The sequence below is a fragment of the Saprospiraceae bacterium genome (assembly GCA_016719615.1).
Lineage (GTDB): Bacteria > Bacteroidota > Bacteroidia > Chitinophagales > Saprospiraceae > Vicinibacter.
Map to the genome: position 1 here is coordinate 291159 of JADJYQ010000006.1, position 18017 is coordinate 309175.

19 protein-coding genes are annotated in these 18017 nt (G+C 36.4%); 5 read left to right on the top strand and 14 right to left on the bottom strand.

Features of this window, described 5'->3' with window-relative positions; genetic code table 11:
• Window position 1: 1 nt before the first annotated feature.
• The 8 genes from IPM92_13855 to IPM92_13890 are packed head-to-tail and all read right to left on the bottom strand — an operon-like array spanning window position 2 to window position 6683.
• Window positions 2-868, bottom strand: a complete 867-nt coding sequence (locus tag IPM92_13855; protein ID MBK9109416.1) for an NAD kinase — start codon at window positions 866-868, stop codon at window positions 2-4.
• The gene (locus IPM92_13860) at window positions 868-2289 is read right to left on the bottom strand and encodes a hypothetical protein (GenBank protein ID MBK9109417.1); all 1422 of its coding nucleotides are present in this window, start codon (window positions 2287-2289) and stop codon (window positions 868-870) included. The genes IPM92_13855 and IPM92_13860 overlap by 1 nt, the downstream gene beginning before the upstream one ends.
• The gene (locus IPM92_13865; protein MBK9109418.1) at window positions 2282-2938 is read right to left on the bottom strand and encodes a hypothetical protein; all 657 of its coding nucleotides are present in this window, start codon (window positions 2936-2938) and stop codon (window positions 2282-2284) included. The genes IPM92_13860 and IPM92_13865 overlap by 8 nt, the downstream gene beginning before the upstream one ends.
• Window positions 2935-3708 carry an NINE protein gene (locus IPM92_13870; GenBank protein MBK9109419.1) on the bottom strand — a complete coding sequence of 258 codons (774 nt, stop codon included), beginning with the start codon at window positions 3706-3708 and terminating at the stop codon, window positions 2935-2937. Before IPM92_13870 ends, IPM92_13865 begins: the two co-directional genes overlap by 4 nt.
• The gene (locus IPM92_13875; GenBank protein MBK9109420.1) at window positions 3705-4931 is read right to left on the bottom strand and encodes a PP2C family protein-serine/threonine phosphatase; all 1227 of its coding nucleotides are present in this window, start codon (window positions 4929-4931) and stop codon (window positions 3705-3707) included. Before IPM92_13875 ends, IPM92_13870 begins: the two co-directional genes overlap by 4 nt.
• Complete coding sequence (locus IPM92_13880) at window positions 4932-5885, bottom strand: ABC transporter permease (protein ID MBK9109421.1); 954 nt, start codon at window positions 5883-5885, stop codon at window positions 4932-4934.
• 5 nt (window positions 5886-5890) lie between these two features.
• A complete protein-coding gene (locus tag IPM92_13885; GenBank protein MBK9109422.1) occupies window positions 5891-6217 on the bottom strand; it encodes a nucleotide pyrophosphohydrolase in 327 nt (108 codons plus the stop codon).
• A 13-nt stretch (window positions 6218-6230) separates the two neighbouring features.
• Complete coding sequence (locus IPM92_13890; protein ID MBK9109423.1) at window positions 6231-6683, bottom strand: D-tyrosyl-tRNA(Tyr) deacylase; 453 nt, start codon at window positions 6681-6683, stop codon at window positions 6231-6233.
• Window positions 6684-7170: 487 nt separating this feature from the next.
• On the opposite strand from IPM92_13890, the gene IPM92_13895 reads away from it, so the two are divergent.
• The 4 genes from IPM92_13895 (at window position 7171) to IPM92_13910 (ending at window position 11061) form a co-directional block, all read left to right on the top strand.
• Window positions 7171-8199 carry a COX15/CtaA family protein gene (locus IPM92_13895; GenBank protein MBK9109424.1) on the top strand — a complete coding sequence of 343 codons (1029 nt, stop codon included), beginning with the start codon at window positions 7171-7173 and terminating at the stop codon, window positions 8197-8199.
• A 44-nt stretch (window positions 8200-8243) separates the two neighbouring features.
• Complete coding sequence (locus IPM92_13900) at window positions 8244-9014, top strand: alpha/beta hydrolase (protein MBK9109425.1); 771 nt, start codon at window positions 8244-8246, stop codon at window positions 9012-9014.
• A gap of 80 nt (window positions 9015-9094) precedes the next feature.
• Window positions 9095-9631, top strand: coding sequence for a sigma-70 family RNA polymerase sigma factor (locus tag IPM92_13905; GenBank protein MBK9109426.1), 537 nt, complete (start codon window positions 9095-9097; stop codon window positions 9629-9631).
• Complete coding sequence (locus IPM92_13910) at window positions 9628-11061, top strand: hypothetical protein (protein ID MBK9109427.1); 1434 nt, start codon at window positions 9628-9630, stop codon at window positions 11059-11061. Before IPM92_13905 ends, IPM92_13910 begins: the two co-directional genes overlap by 4 nt.
• A 389-nt stretch (window positions 11062-11450) precedes the next feature.
• On the opposite strand, the gene IPM92_13915 is transcribed toward IPM92_13910, so the two are convergent.
• The 5 genes from IPM92_13915 to IPM92_13935 all read right to left on the bottom strand — a co-directional run bounded on the left by IPM92_13915 (window position 11451) and on the right by IPM92_13935 (window position 16188).
• Window positions 11451-11957 carry a hypothetical protein gene (locus IPM92_13915; protein MBK9109428.1) on the bottom strand — a complete coding sequence of 169 codons (507 nt, stop codon included), beginning with the start codon at window positions 11955-11957 and terminating at the stop codon, window positions 11451-11453.
• Window positions 11958-12068: 111 nt separating this feature from the next.
• Window positions 12069-13472: a DUF21 domain-containing protein gene (locus IPM92_13920; GenBank protein MBK9109429.1), complete on the bottom strand. Its 1404-nt coding sequence runs from the start codon at window positions 13470-13472 to the stop codon at window positions 12069-12071.
• 34 nt (window positions 13473-13506) lie between these two features.
• Entirely contained in the window at window positions 13507-13935 is a 429-nt protein-coding gene (locus tag IPM92_13925) for a single-stranded DNA-binding protein (GenBank protein MBK9109430.1), read from the bottom strand.
• Window positions 13929-15008, bottom strand: a complete 1080-nt coding sequence (locus IPM92_13930) for an A/G-specific adenine glycosylase (protein MBK9109431.1) — start codon at window positions 15006-15008, stop codon at window positions 13929-13931. The genes IPM92_13925 and IPM92_13930 overlap by 7 nt, the downstream gene beginning before the upstream one ends.
• A 22-nt stretch (window positions 15009-15030) precedes the next feature.
• Window positions 15031-16188: a prolipoprotein diacylglyceryl transferase gene (locus tag IPM92_13935; GenBank protein MBK9109432.1), complete on the bottom strand. Its 1158-nt coding sequence runs from the start codon at window positions 16186-16188 to the stop codon at window positions 15031-15033.
• Between the two features lie 73 nt (window positions 16189-16261).
• On the opposite strand from IPM92_13935, the gene IPM92_13940 reads away from it, so the two are divergent.
• A complete protein-coding gene (locus IPM92_13940) occupies window positions 16262-16831 on the top strand; it encodes an outer membrane beta-barrel protein (protein MBK9109433.1) in 570 nt (189 codons plus the stop codon).
• Window positions 16832-16983: 152 nt separating this feature from the next.
• Here IPM92_13940 and IPM92_13945 read toward each other — a convergent pair whose 3' ends face one another.
• Window positions 16984-17961 (bottom strand): thioredoxin family protein, encoded by a 978-nt coding sequence (locus tag IPM92_13945; protein MBK9109434.1) that lies wholly within the window; start codon window positions 17959-17961, stop codon window positions 16984-16986.
• Between the last annotated feature and the right edge of the window lie 56 nt (window positions 17962-18017).

An 18017-nucleotide genomic window follows, 5' to 3' on the forward strand; every position in this document is an offset into this window, starting at 1 on the left:
TTTAATTCCGTTTATCGATTCCCCAATTCAATTTCTCACGTAGCGTTTTAAGAAAACCTGAAGTTTGCAAACGTATCAATCTTATATTGAATGATTCTTTGCGTATGGCCAATTGGTGTTCTGCCGTGATGACCTCATATCTTGAGTCCAACGTACATAAAAAGTTTTCTGCACGACCTTCCACTTCAAAGCTTAAGACAACATCATCCGGAATAACCACCGGCCTCACATTTAAATTATGGGGCGCAACGGGTGTGATGATCAGGTTCTGGGATTGAGGGAACAAAATGGGCCCGCCGCAAGACAGCGAATATCCTGTAGAACCTGTTGGGGTTGCTACAATGAGTCCGTCGGCGTAATAGGAATTTAAATAATCACCATTGATATAGGTATGAATGGTGATCATAGATGAATTGTCTCTTTTTAACAGTGTAAAATCATTTAAGGCAAAAGGTGTTTCGCCAAAAAGTGGTTGACTTGAATCCAGGCGGATCAAACTTCTGTGTTCAATGTCAAACATTCCATTCACCAAAAAATGAACGGCATCGGCGATCAATTTTTTTTCAGTGCTCGCCAGAAACCCTAATCGACCGAGGTTTATCCCTAAAAGTGGCACACCCGAATCCCGAACGTATGTTAGGGCTTTTAAAATCGTACCATCCCCTCCCAGGGTAATTAAAAAATCCGGTTTCTGTTTGACCAAGTCTTCATAACCCTTCCAGGTTTGTACACTTGTAATCCCTGCCTGTTCAGGATATCCTTCATTAAATGAAAAGTTGAGCTTTTGATCTTTGAGTTGTGCAATCAACGCTTTGACATGGGCCGTGTCTTCTTTTCTTACAAACTGACAATAAATAAATACATTCATTAAAACGCTCTTCTTGTATGAAAATACAATCCTCTTTCGCTTATGTGGTTGATGCTATAATAAACATTAAATTCCACCAGATCATTAACCGTAAAATTAAGCCCAATTCCTGTGCTATACAACATTGTATTTACCAAATCGTTTTGTTCGTTGAAAAAGGGGTCATTGACATACGCCATATTGCCTTGCAGGCTGATATCAATATCTGTTTTAATGCGCAATATGGGTTCGTTTTTTAGAATCCTGAAAAAATTCCATTGCAAGCTCGTCAGGTGAAAGCGAATTTGGTTGTTTAAGTAAAAATAGTCCAAACCATCAATAACATATAATTCATAGCCGGAGATATTGGTGTCTGAGTATCCCAATCCTTTGTATAAATTGTATGGTCGTTTTGCTCTATTGATTCCCACCCTTCCTGAAAAAGCAGTCTCCATATAAAAGTGCTTACCAATTTTGCGAGCGGCTTTTATATCTTGACTAAAGCTAGTAAAATTATATGCCTGCCAAATGGGAATTCCAACTTGGCGCAATGAGCTCGTTGTTAGAAATCCTCTACTCGGCCTTAACCGATGATCTAAATTCGCAAATTGGGCGAGCAGAGTAAACTGAGTATAAACCTGCTGTTCTGCAGCATTCAGAAAAAAATCAGGGTAGGTTTTAGAAAAAATATTTTGAAAACTGTTGTGATGATGCCCTGATGCCAATTCAAAATTCCAGAATTTATTAAATTTGAAAAGCGCGTTTGCCGTAATTTCCCGTTTTATAAAAAGTGGATTTGAGCCATCTTTTACAAAAATCTGTTTGTTGTTTTGGGAAATGACCGGTGTTTCTTTATATTCCGTGTAATAATATGCAAGGCCAATCCCAAATTTGGATTTTTTACTTAATGCCGGGCGCAAATATTTTAATACAAAGCGATTGGTGTATCCAAAATGATATTTTACTTGAAAGTCATCATTAACGCCTGTAAAATTAATATGTTGCAGAGCAAGGCCTAAATTGATCCGTTTTAAAGATCTGTTGTATTCATTCCACCAAACATTAAAATTTCTGTCTGCAAGCTCTGCGATCAAACTAGGATATATAAACCAGTTTTCGTGTACTTCGATGCTAAAGCTGACAAAATTTTTATCCGCATAATCTATGAGCGGCTGTATCTTGATATAAGTAAATAAATTCGTTTTGCGTAAGTCGGACTCTATTTGTAGGCTTACCTTTTGTAAGTCTTTGAATCGGAATGTATCGCCTGATTCATATCGGATCTCCCGCAACAGATACCATTCTTTAGTCTTTACAAGGTCGGCAAATTGAAATCCAGAAATTGTCAAAAGGCTATCTGTCTGAGTAAGACCCAGATTCGAAATACCTAAGAAAAAACAAAGTATGTAAAAAAATTTTTGCCCTGCGATATTATTAAACATTAAGATAGCTCATTAGCATATCAAGACGTTCCTGCAAAACATCTTCTTTTTCTGTTTTGCAAAGAAACCGCTCTACTTCTATTTCGTGTCTTTCCAGCGTTTGAATAAATCCTTCTGGTTGTTCGCCTTCAAGATCTAAGTTCACATATATATATTCCGCATCTGCGGAGGAGATGACAAATACATTGATGATATAACACTCTGTTTCCTCAGCCAGACTTGACAATTTTGAAAGTACATAATCCAATTTACGCATTTTTAATACCAACAAACAATTGAATTCTCCAATACCTACCACTTGTTTGTATATCTTCACAAAATCCCAAACACTTGTATAGCCTAAAAATTTTTCTTTTGCATCTTCAAATACTACTGTAGAGCATTGGTTGTCCATGAACTTTTTCCAGATACCCGGAACCGATTCTTCAAGGGTGGATATTACAGCCTTCTTATAATCTTCAGGATTCAATTCCATGGAATCCTCATATGATTGAATGGTTGTTGCAGAAATTGTACCTAAGCATTTTCCTTTTTCGACGATTGGAATTTCCAAAGCCGACCCTTCCTGAAATAATTGTTTGGCGATGCCTGCAGTATCTCCGGGATGTAATACTTTTTTGTTTATGTCTGTCCACCTGCTTAGGTTCATAGGGCTTCTGATTTAAGAATGACGGGTACTTTCTGTTGTAAGTCAAACCGCTCTTTGGTTTGCTTCTCCTCTGTGTCTTTGATAGAAGATTGAATCTGTTGGTTTAATTTAAATTGATTTTCTTTAAACATTTCAAATGCAGGAAATACTCGAATGTAAGCAAGTGTCTCATTGTTTAATATGTTATAGGTGTCTTTATAACCTAGGGCGATGGCCTGTTCGATGTGTTGGAAAGCAAGCATCGCTTGTTCTTCAACAGAATATGCACATGCTATGTTGAAATGGCTTGAAATATCCGCGGGATTGTTTTCAATTGCTTTTTTAAATTCATCAATAGCGCCTTTGGCATCATAGGCTTTAAATTTGCGAATGCCCGCTTCTTTATGCGTTTCCGCTTTTTTCTTGTTTCTCTTATCCTTAAAATAAGAAGATGGCTGTTTTTCTCTACTTAAACTTTCGTCATCAATCAAAATATATTGCCCTCTTTTTTGAAAAGGCCTTTCTTTAGGCTCGTCTCTGCGTCTTCCATAGCGATCTCTGAAATAAGGACTGTTGTATTTTCGATCAAATTCCTGCTCATCCATCATCATGAGTTTATAGGCATCATACCATCCCATGATCGCTGATATTGGAAATCCCAAAAATCTCCCCAGCCAAATATATAGTGCAATATATGCAATGCCCAATTCGGGTTGTTTCAAATAGAATCTGTGAACTCCAAATGCTCCGGCAAAAATGGCTAAAAGAACCGCAACGAGTTTCTTTTTCATTTTTCAAGATATTTAAATGTCATAATAGCGATATCGTCTGGCATTTCTGTATTTTCTCCGAAGCCTACGATCTCATCCATGAGATTCTGACAAAGTTTTGCAGGAACATCGGATTTGTGGTCTAATATAAACTGTTTTAATTGATCCATTGAAAAGTTTACGCCAGATTGGCTTTTTACATCGGTCAATCCATCGGTATAAGCTACTAATATGGTTCCCGGTTCGAGGGGCAGACTCGCTTCCTTCACTCCTGGTAATGGGTCAAAATGCCCAATAATCGTTGAAGTTGCCTTCAATTCCCGGATTTCCCCATTCTGGTAAAATATTGGCGGAATGTGTCCTGCGTTTACATAAAATAAACGCTTCGCTTTAAAATCCGCTACCGCTATAAAAAAGGTCAGATATTTTTCTCCTTTTGTAATTCTCAATACAGCTTGATTTAAAACAAGGACCAAGGTTTCCAAATCTTTGTATTGTTGACCAAGATTTTGGACCAGTGCCTGGAAATTTGCCATAATCATTGCAGCCGCAATTCCTTTTCCCGAGACATCTGCTATACAAAAACACAATTGATGTTCTGAAAACCACAAATAATCAATATAATCTCCGCCTACTTTATAATGTGGCCGGTATACGTTTGCCAGTGAATAATGATTTCCCTCCGGCATTTTGTCGGGAATCAACATTTGAGTCACTTCTTTTGCAAGCTCCCATTCCGTTTCCTGAATAATTTGTTTTCTTACCAACCTTTTATTTTCAATGGCTACAGCAACAATGTTGGTGATAGATGTAATAAATTGAATATTATTATAAATATCTTCTCCGTTTTTGACACCGCTGATTAACGAGTATGCTATGGGGTCCGATTTGTGATAGACCGGAATTATAAATTCAAAATTGTGCAGGGCTTTGGGATCACTGTTTTTGATCGTGTGTAATCTTCGGTAATTTATAAAATATTTTGGCAGTTCTGTTATTGGTGTATCTGCATCCACATTATGACTCACGACCGGAATCCAACTTTTATCGTCTTTTGAAAATAAAATCAATCTTTCAATACTAAGCTCCCAGGTCAGGAAACTTTTATACATGCCAAATAATTGTTCTTGCGGAAGGTTTTCATTAATCGCCTGAGTAATGTTGAGCAATGAGGTAATCTGTAGCTGTTTTAAGCTAAGCTCATTTTGCATTTTTTTGAGAATTTCCTGGTCTCTACTCATCATTTATCGGGTATGCCGCAGGTCACTGCGATCTCTTAAATAATTCGTCAGCACCTGAAAAGATAATATGAGCAAAACTACAATAATAGAGGGAATCAAAGCCAACATAGGTTTACCTGATATTGCATATACATATTGTTCCTGAAGTATATTTCCTAATGTAGGCGTGGGCGGCTGCAAACCGAAACCAAGAAATGAAAGACCGGATTCAAGTAAAACGGCCAGTGCAAAATTTCCTGCTGCATTTACCCAAACCGGACCCATTAAATTAGGAATAATTTCCTGAAAAATGATTTTTAGCTTCGAATAACCCAATGTTTTTGCCGCTTGTACATAAACGTATTCTTTATATTTCATGACAAGGCCTCTGACCAATCTGGCAACGTCACCCCACATCGTGAGACTGATCGCTATAAAAATTGAAAAAAGTGAGCGACCAAAACTCAGAATTACTGCAAAAGCTAATAGAATGGTTGGCAAAGACCAAAACACATTGATAAAGATACTTATCAGTTGATCCGTTTTGCCACCAAAATAGCCGGCTAATCCACCAAGCACCAAGCCGATCATTAAGGACAATAATACCGCACTCAATCCAATCACTAAAGTGTACCTTATTCCTAATACAAGTCTGCTAAAGACATCTCTTCCAAATTTATCTGCCCCAAAAAAATAATAGAAACAGGAAACATCATTTTCGATGCGTTCTTCTGCTTTTACACATTTAAAAGTTGAATTTAATCCTGAAAAATATTTGCTAACAAAATTTTCTTCTTTTGATACCACTCGTTCGCAATCTATACACTGCTTTTGCATAGGATCGATTAACGCCAATTCAGGTATTTGATTGTTGGCATGTTTTGTTTTATCGGGAATAAAAAAATAGGCAAATGTGGCCGAGACCAAGCATAAGATCAAAAAAGAAAAGGCTAGAATCTGGGTTGCTCTTTTTATCAATCGGTTTATTGTTTAAGTTTTTCGTTTGTTATGTGCCTGTCCAGATCCCTTTTGGTCTTTTTAAGAATATTTGCTTCAAAGATACGATCAAGATCGATGTTCATTTGATTCGCCAGGCAAGACAGAACAAATAAAATGTCTGCCATCTCATCTTCTATATGTTCATTTACTTTGTTTGAATCCTCACCGAATTTAAAAGATTGTTCCCCGTATTTTCGCGCGATCAGCCGAGCTAACTCGCCCACTTCCTCAACCAGTAAAAGCATATTCGTTTTTTCATCAAAATAACGAACTCCATATTGTTGAATCCACTGGTGTACTTGTTCTTGCATTTTAATCATTGGATTATTCTTTGTTTTTGCTATCGATCCAAATTGTTACAGGTCCATCATTGGCCAGGTGAATTTGCATATCAGCACCGAATGTTCCTGTTTTAATTTTTTTCCCGATCAATTCTTCAGCCCTTTTAATAAATGCTAAATATAATTCCTCTGCCTTTTCTGGCCTTGCCGCTGATGTAAATCCAGGTCTGTTGCCTTTTTTGGTGGATGCAAATAGGGTAAATTGACTAATGATCATAATCTGGCCTTCAATTTCTTGAATAGACAGATTCATTTTTTGTTTTTCATCAGAAAAAATCCTCATTTGTATCATTTTGGAACTTAACCATTCTACATCCTGTAAATCGTCATCCTCGCAAACACCAAGAAAGACTAATAATCCCTGAGGTATTTCGGCTATCGTTTTTTCACCAATCTCGACCTTGGCAAAAGAGACTCTTTGTATTAAGGCTCGCATCTTATTTTATAAACATGTTAATTTAATCTTACATTTAATACCTTGTATATCAGTAATGGAATTTTTTAGTTTTCAAATATAGTTTTATAAATTCCAATCTTTTCTATTATAGTTTTTAGGACCTTTCAACAATTATCCTCTTTCATGAGGCAATTGCCATTCCTTTTGTTTAAAACAAGATTTTATAATACATTTTTTAACATATTTATTGGTTTCCATTTTTAACAAGCTTGTATACTAACATATGTTAAAAACTATGTAAAAATATTGAATATTAGGATGTAATTATTAAATAATTGTGTTGATAAAATGTTTATAAGTTTAAAATTCATACTTTTCCACATTTTAACAGGCTCTATATTCTTCTTCATTTTATTTAAATTAAATATTATATATATATAGTGATTATAAAAACCTAATGTTTCGCGATGTTGGGCCTATTGCTGATATTTGACCGATGTTTGGAAAGCTAAAGAACGGAATAAATGTGTGGCTCATTATTGGTTTTATAATGTTGCTGGTACAAATTTTACTGGGAGGTATAACCCGTCTTACTGGAAGTGGATTGAGTATTACGCGGTGGGATATTGTGACAGGTATTTTGTATCCACTTTCTGAAGAGGCCTGGAATGTGCATTTTGATCTTTACAAAAAAACGCCGCAATATGAAAAAATTAATGCTGTGTTTAGTTTGAGTGATTTTAAATTTATATTTTTTTGGGAATATGCACACCGACTTTGGGCGCGTCTGATGGGTCTGGTTTTCTTTTTTCCTTTTTGTTGGTTTTTCTATAAAAAGCGATTGGATAAGATATTGATAAAGCGACTATTTGTGCTGATTTTATTGACTTCTTTTGTCGCTAGCTTAGGTTGGATCATGGTGAGTAGCGGACTTATCAACAGACCCTGGGTAAATGCCTACAAACTAGCATTTCATTTAATGGCCGCCGTGATCACCGTTGCTTATCTGTTATATATTATCTGTAAGCGCGAGATGTTTATACGCGTTAAAATTTTTGAGAAACACATTCGCAATTTCTTTATTTTTATTTTAGGCTGTTTGAGTCTCCAGATTTTTCTGGGAGGCGTAGTTGCAGGTATGCGTGCTTCGATTGTGGCTCCAAGCTGGCCTTTACTTCAAGGTAAATGGATTCCAAATCAGGTTTTTGAGGGGTCTGCTTATGTTGAATACGTTTTTGGTGAATATGAAAATTCTGCTATAGGACCTATCATTGTACAATTCTGGCACAGATCAATGGCCTATTTGCTGGTTGTTTTAATATTGGTATTTGTGATTTGGGTGTATAAAATTGTAGGAAAGGATATTGGGAAGGTATGTATGACTCTTGTTATGTTATTGAGTTTACAAATTTTACTTGGAATATTTACAGTTTTAAACAGTGTAGGCTCTATTCCTCTATGGTTGGCAGTTTTGCATCAACTTTTCGGCATCGTTTTATTTCTTTATTGCCTGTTTGTTTACTGGACTCGTTTGTCAAAGTCCAATAATGCATAATTTGTAAATATTTCCATTATTTTTGTTCGAAGCAAGCGTTATTTATGGAGTATCCCATACAAATAGAGGGTAAGTTTAAATTTATTGAATCCGGCACAAATGGACCAAATCTCATGTTATTACACGGGCTGTTTGGGGCACTTAGTAACTTTGAGGGCATCATTCGAAATTTCAGTAAAAATTTTAATGTAATTGTGCCTTTATTGCCCATTTATGAGCTGCCCATACTTCAGGCAACAGTTAGCGGTCTTGTGGATTATGTAGTAGATTTTGTACACCATAAGGATTATCATCAATTGAATTTACTAGGAAACAGTCTGGGAGGTCACGTTGCATTAATGTATACCATCAAAGACGCAGACAGGGTGCAGAGCCTTACTCTTACCGGAAGTTCCGGTTTATTTGAGAGTGGCATGGGCAATACATTTCCCAAAAGAGGTGATTACGAGTTTATCAAAAAGAAAACAGAGGAAACATTCTTTAACCCTGCCGTCGCAACCAAAGATTTAGTTGATGAAGTCTACAATATTGTAAACGACAGAGGAAAAGCGATTCGGGTCATCGCCACTGCAAAGTCAGCTATCAGACACAATATGGGTGACAAACTTCATTTGATTAAAGTGCCAACCTTGCTTATATGGGGAAAGAATGATGGAGTTACTCCCCCTTTTGTAGCGGAAAAGTTCAAAGAGCTAATACCAAATTCAAAGTTGTTCTTTTTGGAAGCATGTGGCCATGCTCCGATGATGGAAAAGCCCGATGATTTTAATGATATTCTGGAAAAATTCCTATTGAATGTCAATGTGTTAAGTTAATATTGTTCTTCTTAAGCAAAAATGAGTTGTCAGGCAGCATTTTCAGGTGATAAAGGGTCATCTATAAAGCTAGTGGTCTCGTGGATTTAGAAAAGATCATACAAGGTTGTCTTCGGGGAGATCGTATCAGTCAGAAGCAGTTGTTTGATCGCTATTCAGGGAAGATGTTAGCGGTCTGTCTTCGCTATTCCAGACACCGGATGGAAGCAGAAGACCTACTGCAGGATGGTTTTATAAAAGTATTTACCAATCTGGAGCAGTACAAATCTGAAGGACCTTTTGAACAATGGGTCCGGAAAATTATGATCAATAATGCGATTAAGAACTGCCATCGCAAAAGTTTTCAAAATGAATTTAATGCGGGAGATGATCTTCCGGATTCTGTTGAAGAGCCGGAAGTTATTGACAAAATGGCAGAAACTGAACTTTTAAACATTATAAGCGAATTGCCGGAAGGGTATAGAATGGTCTTTAATTTGTATGCGATAGAAGGTTATTCTCATAGAGAAATAGCCGAATCTCTTCAAATAGAAGAAAGTACTTCAAGGTCACAATTGGTTAAAGCGAGGAAGGCACTACAAGAAAAACTATTGAAATATCAAAAAACGATAATATGAGTAAATCGGGGCAGGAACATTGGTTGGATAGCTTGTTTAAGAAAAGCTTGGACCATTTTGAGTTGAAGCCAAGCGATGCAGTTTGGGAAAATATCGCTAAACATCTGGATGGTGAAAAAAGAAGACCTTTTCTTTTAGGAAATTGGTTGAACTGGTTATGGGCCTTAATATTTGTTGCGGTCGTTCTTGGTATCGTTGCATTTTTATGGTTTAATGAGAAAAAACAAGACCCTAAGCCTTCAAAACATCCAATGGATTTGCCTTACCGGAACAGTGGCTCTGAAGATAAGGGAACTGCACAATTATTTAATTCACAAAGCGCAGTTTCTTCAGAGAGGCCAGCTCATGAAATTAAAGCAATCCCCGTTAGTTATGTTGAAGAAATGAACAACAATATTGCTGCGGAATTCAATTCAAAAAATCAACAATCTTTAACAGAGGCTTCAAAAAATCCAAATTTTACAAAAGAAAAAGAAATCTCATTAATTCCTGAAAATAAATTTTCTGCTTCAGCAGCCAACATTGAAGAAACCCTTGGGTCCGAGGTTAATAAAGAAGAGTTAAATAACCTCATCGCATCTACAGATCCAATGTTTATGGCTAATGCTCCAAACGAATTAAGTTTTACAGAAACAAATAAAATTCCGAGCAAGCAAAATTACTTACAAACAAAAACCAGAAAATTAGATTTTTCAAAATTGGCCGAGGGATGTAATGTGTATTACGATAATAAAGCACATTTTTTCGTAGATGCATACTACGCACCGGAATTGGCGAAACGAAGTTTTTCTGTTTCAGATCCGGCTATGCTTAACTATGCCGAAAAAAGAGCAAATACCGAGAAACCTATATTATCCTACACGGCCGGGCTAAGAGGTTCTGTTGTTTTTAGTAATGGTCTTGCCTTCAGAACTGGATTGCAGTACTCCAACAATTCTGAGCGATTTGATTATGTAAAAGAGACGCTAACCATTACATACGAACGCAAAGACAAAGATGGAAATGTAATTGGCATTGAGACTAAGGAAATAGATATCATGGATCAATCGTACAATCATTTCAGAAGCATAGATATACCTTTTATTTTGGGTTATGAGAAAGATCTGAAAGATTTTATACTAAGTGTGAATGGAGGAATCGGTTTCAATCTTTTTACAAAACACAGCGGTAAAATCTATAAGGAAGACCAAAAGGCAATTTACAATTTAAGCAGTCCCGGCGAAGGCAGTGACCAAATTTATAAAACAAAAGCCGGCTTAAGCTTTATTACGAGCGTTGGTTTGAACTATAAGTATAATGAGCGAATTATGTTGATGCTGGAACCATCTGCCCGCCTATATTTTAATTCGATAACAGAAGATTCTTATCCAATTCAGCAAAAGTATGTCTTTTTTGGCTTGAATGTAGGATTGAGATATCGCGTATTTTAGATCGCAGAGGAATCTCATTTAGATTCTGAACGATTCTTTTTCTTGCTTAAGGTGAGCTCCTAAATTATGGGATCCTTTTTTGTAATAGACTTCAATAGAAATGAGTTCTGAAATCTTTTGTGTAAACCGTTTATTTAATTTAGCGAAGGGCGAAATATAGAAAAAAACTGTAATGCTGGTTTGCGAATCTAAAATAGTTTATTTGCCAGGATTTTAGCTGTTAAGAAAGTAAAAAGCACACCCTGGCGAGAATTTCATTTCGGGCAACGAATAATTCTTCAGCATTTATATTCTGTTGCTAATGAGATTTTCGTTAGCGTGATTCATGTGAAAAAAGAGCCCAACACAATTCTACGAAAATTATATTTAAACGACCTTAGGGATATATTTTACTTCCACTCAAAGCTATTTATCGTTTCCAGGATATCTTTTTTGACAAATTCTACGATGGGAAGAAGCGAATCTGGCTTCGACTGACTTTTAAAATATAAGGACGCTCTGAAAAAATGTTTGCTGCTGTCGGTAAGGTAAAATTGTAGCGGAGACGCAGCCGGCCCTTCGATGTTGAACACCATGCCATAAACAGAATTGGGTTTTTTAAGTGCTAACTCGTCAATATAATTTGCTTTTTTCTGATGTTCCCGAGCGAGCTTATAAGCGTCTTTAATATATTTTTCTAATTCCTTTTCTGAGTTCAAGGAGTAGTACGAACAATGCAGTGTGCCGTTAAATGCAGGAATCTGTAAGTTGAGCCAACAACTGTTCGTTAATTTTTGATTAAAAAAAGTGGTATCTGTTTCTATTTGAATGTAATCTGCAAAGCGGAAGGAGTAAGGGCAATTTGATGGATTATATTTTTGATAACTAAATTCCGGGTACGAGACAGATGGAAACATCCTTGGTTTGGGCTGTAGATTGGTTTCTTTGCAAGAAACAAAAAATATGAGGCAGAGCAAAGATGCTCTTATAATAAATCGTATAGGTCTTTTTAGAAAAGCATTCATAAGCTATAGACTCACTTTTATTTGTTCAATTCTTTTTTTAGAAACTGCATTTACAGTAAAACGCAAATGATGAATTTCTAATACCTGATCTTTGTAAGGCATTTCTCCGGAGTGTTCAAGAAAAAGCCCGGCAATAGAATCCGCATTACCTCTTGCTTCATCGAAGTTTTCCACATCAAGATTTAGAATGCGGCACATATCATTGATCAGGGTTTTTCCTTCAAACAAATAATTGTGCGGATCCAGTTTTATATAGTTTAAGTTTTGCTGATCATCAAATTCATCTTTTATTTCACCGACGATTTCTTCCATAATGTCCTCCAAAGTAATGAGTCCGTTTGTACCACCATATTCATCAACGACAAATGCCATATGTTTATGATGTTCCCGAAAGTCATCCAATAGTTCATTGATTTTTTTGGATTCAGGAACAAACAAGACATCCTTTCTTATTAGGTTTTGCCACTCAAATTCTTCACTTTCGTGGAGATGAGCAATAAGGTCTTTAGCATAAAGAATGCCAGTGATTTGATCGAAATCTTCTTCGTATACGGGTAATCTTGAAAATCCACACTCTTTTACGGTTTGTAATACATCGGGATAATGAAGACTCATCTCTATACCATAGATTTCGGTTCGGGGAGTCATAACTTGCTTAGACGTGACATCATTAAAATTGATAATTCCACGTAAAATATTTACTTGTTTTTCATTTCCCTTTTCATTTGTAAGTGCCAGATCTATGGCTGCATCAAGGTCTTCTTTAGTTGTTGATTGCAGGCCCAATTTGTGAATTCTTAAAAGTGCTTCTGTTTTCTTGCTAAGTAAAACCATTGTTGAAGTTAGAGGTAAAAATAGCCAATACAATTGTTTAAGAGGAACTGAAAGAAATAAGGATAATTTTCTCGCGTCAGCTAATTCAAAAAACTTAGGCATCCATTCTCTGAAGAGTAAGATAAGTGTTGTAGAACAACAAACAGTTAGAAAAAAGGAAATTGCCTTTGCTATAGTATTTCCAGCCGTTGAGTCATTTATGAACAACTGTGAAATAGACGTTCCCCAGTTTATAAAAACAGATTCTGGAATCCATTTTTGAAGCAGTGTATTCACAAGAAAACAAATGCAAATGGTTACTGCGGTATTACAAGCAAGTATCAAAATTGAAAATTGGCCTTGTCTGTTTTTTAAATAAATCAATGCTTTTACTGCAGGCGAGTTTTTTTTAGCTGGAGATTCTAAATCAGCTTGATTTATAAAAAAGATGGCTGATTGAGTGGCTGTAAATAGACCTAATCCGATGAGAAGAAAGGCCAGTAAAAAAAGGGATCCTAAATCAAGGATGGGAATCAGTAAAAAGAGTGATACCGGGGTTAAATAAAAAGTGTTATAAAAAGGCTCAGGGTCCACAATGGGTATTTAAGTGAAAAAATAGAAGATGTGATTAAAAGGGAAGATCATCTTCTGTGTGTTCCATTGTTTCAAGTGCCGCATCTTCCGGTTTCTTGTCTTCTACAGAAGACGGTGGTCCGGAATATGTTGTTGCGGAGTCCCGCTTTTCAAGTATTCTCAATAAATCTCCAACAACTTCAGTAGTATAATGGTCACGGCCTTCTTTGTCTGTCCACTTGCGATGTGTAAGTTTTCCTTCCAAATAGACGAGCATTCCCTTTTTTAAGGATTTCGCCCTTTCAGCCATCGAACGCCACAATACGATATCATGCCATTCTGTAGCTTTTTGCCAATTACCATTTCGATCTTTGTAGCTTTCATTTGTAGCCAAGGAAAAATTCGCTTTCGTTGCTCCACTTTCGAGTGTACGGAATTCCGGATCTTTTCCTAAATTTCCTATTAAGCATACTTTATTCAACATAAGTCGTTCCTGTTTATTTTTGTTAAAAACCGGGTGATAACTGTAGGAAATGCAAAATTGACCAAGTTTTCGCGGTTTACAAAAGAAAAGGGAGGCTTTATTTTGAATTGGGACCGCGGATCCTGGGCGAAATAAAAGTGGCAATGAAGTTCCTGGTGTGTAAGTTTAATAATTTGGGATTCCAAAAAAGTCAAACTAAAGTTTGTGAGTTTGTTTTTAGCGTTGTTAGTAAGTTGATCTAGAGTAATCGTTTTGAGCGTTTTGTTGCGCGCACTTTCAAAAAGAGGCAACTGATAAAGTTCTTTCCAAATGTCGCTTTCTTTGCGGTGCTGAATCAAAATTTCATTTTTGGGATTGACAAAGTATATGAAGTGAAAATAGCGCAGTTTTAATTTTAGTTTTTTCTTTTTTGCGGGGAAAAGTGGAATCATTTCTGTTACATATGCAGTGCAGTTATTTTTATAAAGGCATTCAGAACATTTTGGTTGGATTGGTTTGCAATGTATTGAACCAAAGTTCATTAAAGCCTGATTGTATAAGGATGAATTTTCGACATCTAGATATTTTGCGAGTATAAACTCCCATTCTTTTTTTTCGTTTTGATGAATCGGGAGATGTGGAATGCCAAGTAGTCTTGCGAAAACGCGAATCACATTTCCATCTAAAACAGATATGGGAAAATTATATGCAAAAGAAGCAATTGCAGCGGCAGTATAAGGGCCGATTCCTTTGAGTTTTTGTAAGACTTCAGGTTCTTTCGGGAACTGACTTTCATTTTGTTCAACAAGAAATTGAGCAGTGATATGTAGATTGCGGGCTCTGCTATAATAGCCTAAGCCCTGCCACTGTTTTAAAACAAGATCCAGCGGCGCGTGCGCGAGTGCATTTAATGTAGGAAAAGTTTTTAAAAAATTTAAATAATATGCTTTCGCTTGTTCAGATCTGGTTTGTTGTAAAAGTATTTCTGATATCCAAATTTTATAGGGATCCCTTTCACCCATCCACGGATAATCTCTTGGGTTGGCTTGAGCCCATTCGTAAAGTTTAGAGCGAAAAGATTTCGCGGAAATCATAAATATGCGCGATGCTTCCGATTTAATTCGGAATATTTTTCTTCCAGAAATAATAGATACCACCGATGCCGCCTACCATGAGCAACATGGCTATGATTTGTGCTTGAGATAATTCATATTGAAGAAGGGTATATCGCGGATTTACCCGTAAAAATTCAATAAAGAATCGCTCAAGTCCATTTAACAAGCAGTAAATAAAAAATAGAACTCCGGCCCTGTGAATTTGAGTTCTCAAAAGCCATAGCACCCCTGTTATGAATCCTGCTAAAATGACTTCGTAAAGCGGTGTTGGAAAGACAGCAGGAAACAGTTGATAACAATAGTTCCAACTACAGTCTTCTATGCGGAGGCCTTCATTTAATACATTGTGTGCATAATTGTAAGCCCACCAGCTATCGGGAAAAATAAACCAGGATGGTTTGGCGAGTTCATTTACTATGCCCCAGTCGCCATCTCCCGAAAAGTGACAACCCATGCGCCCCACGCAATAACCCATCATAAGTGCTGGTGCAACGGCATCCATCACATGTAGGGGTTTTAAGCCTTTTTGAGAAACAAAACGGTACACCATGATAAAGGCAAGAATGAGTCCTCCGTATATGGTTAAGCCGCTTCCGGAGAAGAATTCTCCGATAGGGTCTTTTATAAAAGACTCCAAGTTTTCCAAAATAGAGAACAATTTGGAACCAATAATTCCATATAATGCTGCAATCGTCGTAATGTCAAAGATTCTATCTTTCGGATGAATAAACAGGGTTTGGTATTTGATTTCGGATTCAGTCTGTTTACTTTTTTTATAAAAAAGGTAGACCGCATAAAGTATGGCAACAACCAAAGCGCCTTCAGGAGCTGCTTTTAACGAAAAGAGGACTGAAGCAGGATCCTTGATAAATTCGGAGCCATTTTGAAGGATATAAATGAATTTAGCAAAAACGACAAACTGTATAACAGTCTGGATGATAATGTCAGTTAATTGAAGCGGTTTATAAATTACTATTTTTTCCTCCATTCCTTGAAGAATACCGCGATTTTCTTTTCTCTTTAACTCGAGGTAGGTCAAATATGCACTTGAAACAAAAGCCAGTCCGAGAAAAAGTCCAAAGGTCTTTACTACAGAGAACACATTATCAGGAGGAACTCCGGTAATGCTATGAATAATATACGATAAATCCGGCCACATAATTTCCTGAAGTAGTTGATATTAAAGGGTAATAAATATGAATTATATTTGCTGGCATAAAAGTAAGCTAATTATGCATGCTTTCGCAAGAAGGGTTTTATTCATATGTTGTCTGATTTCGACAACTGTCCTCAAGGGGCAAATCGGGATTGTTGCTTATACAGGTCTTTCTTTGATGTATACACCAAATCCTATTACGAATCCTGAGAATGGCTTTATGAGTGGTTATCATTTTGGAATCAAAGCACTTTACGGCAAAAAACTTTTTGTTGAACCTGGAGTTTCTCTCCATATTATGCAGCAGTCTGCACAAAAGAATTTGGATCCATTCAATGGAAATCCTTCTATTTATCTTCTAAAGATTCCACTGCAAATGGGATACCGCTTGTTGGAAACAAAAGACTTTGGTTTGCGGGCTTCTGCTGGCGGCAACCTAAGCTTTACAACATCTGTTGATGAAAATGTAATAAATTTAAATGGAGGCTCTGTAAAAGATGTCCAGTTTGGAATACTTTTAGGCGGTGGTTTAGATTTTGGAGTTTTGTCTGTCGATGTAGTTTTTGAGAAAGGGATCATTCCTTTTTATGCTTTGAACGATTACAAAGCTGATTTTTTCTTCATATCTGTGGGCTTTTCACTTTGACGCTGATTTTTTTTCTGAGGCTGTAAAAATCTTGAATCTTGTAACAAACAAGCGTTCACTAATTGCCACAGAACCATTTATTACATATGGGAAAAATCAGCAGACGCATTTTAAAATACCGAGCATAAAAAACTACAAACGATTCAAATAAATTAGGGATACCACGCTTTAAGAATGTTTGTAGAAATTAAATTTTTATTTTGTTTTGAGTCTCTTTGTTTTGATTCTCCAAGCCAGCACAATTGGCGGGGAGAAAAGAGATGATCAACGAATTGTTTTTCTGAAAGAAGGCTATTGGATCGCGTTGCCTGTATGGGCATCATGGGAATATATTTATAATCTGTATGGTATAAATAATATTTATTTTGTGCATCGGGTTTAAAAATAGTAGCTTCAGAAATTAGAATTTGTTCCGATATTTTTTGTTGTGTTTTTAAATAAATTTTATCAGCAATTTGATGCTTTTTTCCGTAACGAATGATCTCATCAGGATGAATCATTCTTGGGTCATATTCAATTTCAACAACTTCATTTCCTTGCATGTATCCGGCATTAGTAGAAACAATGCCTTTTAATTTTGCATAAAGTTTTTCACCTGACCAAAAGCAATACATTTGCATATAGATGGTTTCTTTGCCGGTTTCGTTTGCTTTCGCTTCTTCTTCCAAAAGCCTTAGGTATTCTGGAATAACAATTCCCTTTTTAATCAGAAAGGCATTTATTTGGCTAGTAATTCCAAAGACTGAATAATTACCGCTTAATCTTTTGACTACATCTTGGAATTGATGATCTACTATTCTTATCACTGGATTATTCCACGCAGGTTCTCCAAATTTGGCCAAACTTGAAGCATCCTTACCTGATTTATTATTGTAAATGCATAGGGGAACAAAATAGGTTTCAATAGCCTCGACAACCAAAGGATGACTTAAAACATTGCTGCCATAATTTTTACAAGTCATACAGCCCGGGACTTCCTGAAATAATATGAAAATAGCTTTATTTGTTTGGATGGAACGCTGTTGGGCCTCTTCAAGATCCCGAAGCCATTTCACTTTACCTAATTCCGGCGGATCGGCGAGAAGAAAGCAGCCACAGACATTTAGCCAAAGCAGGAGGAGAAAGCCCATTGTTTTAAATTCTGTTCTAAAATTAGACCGATTTTTAACATTCTGTGCAAATCGTT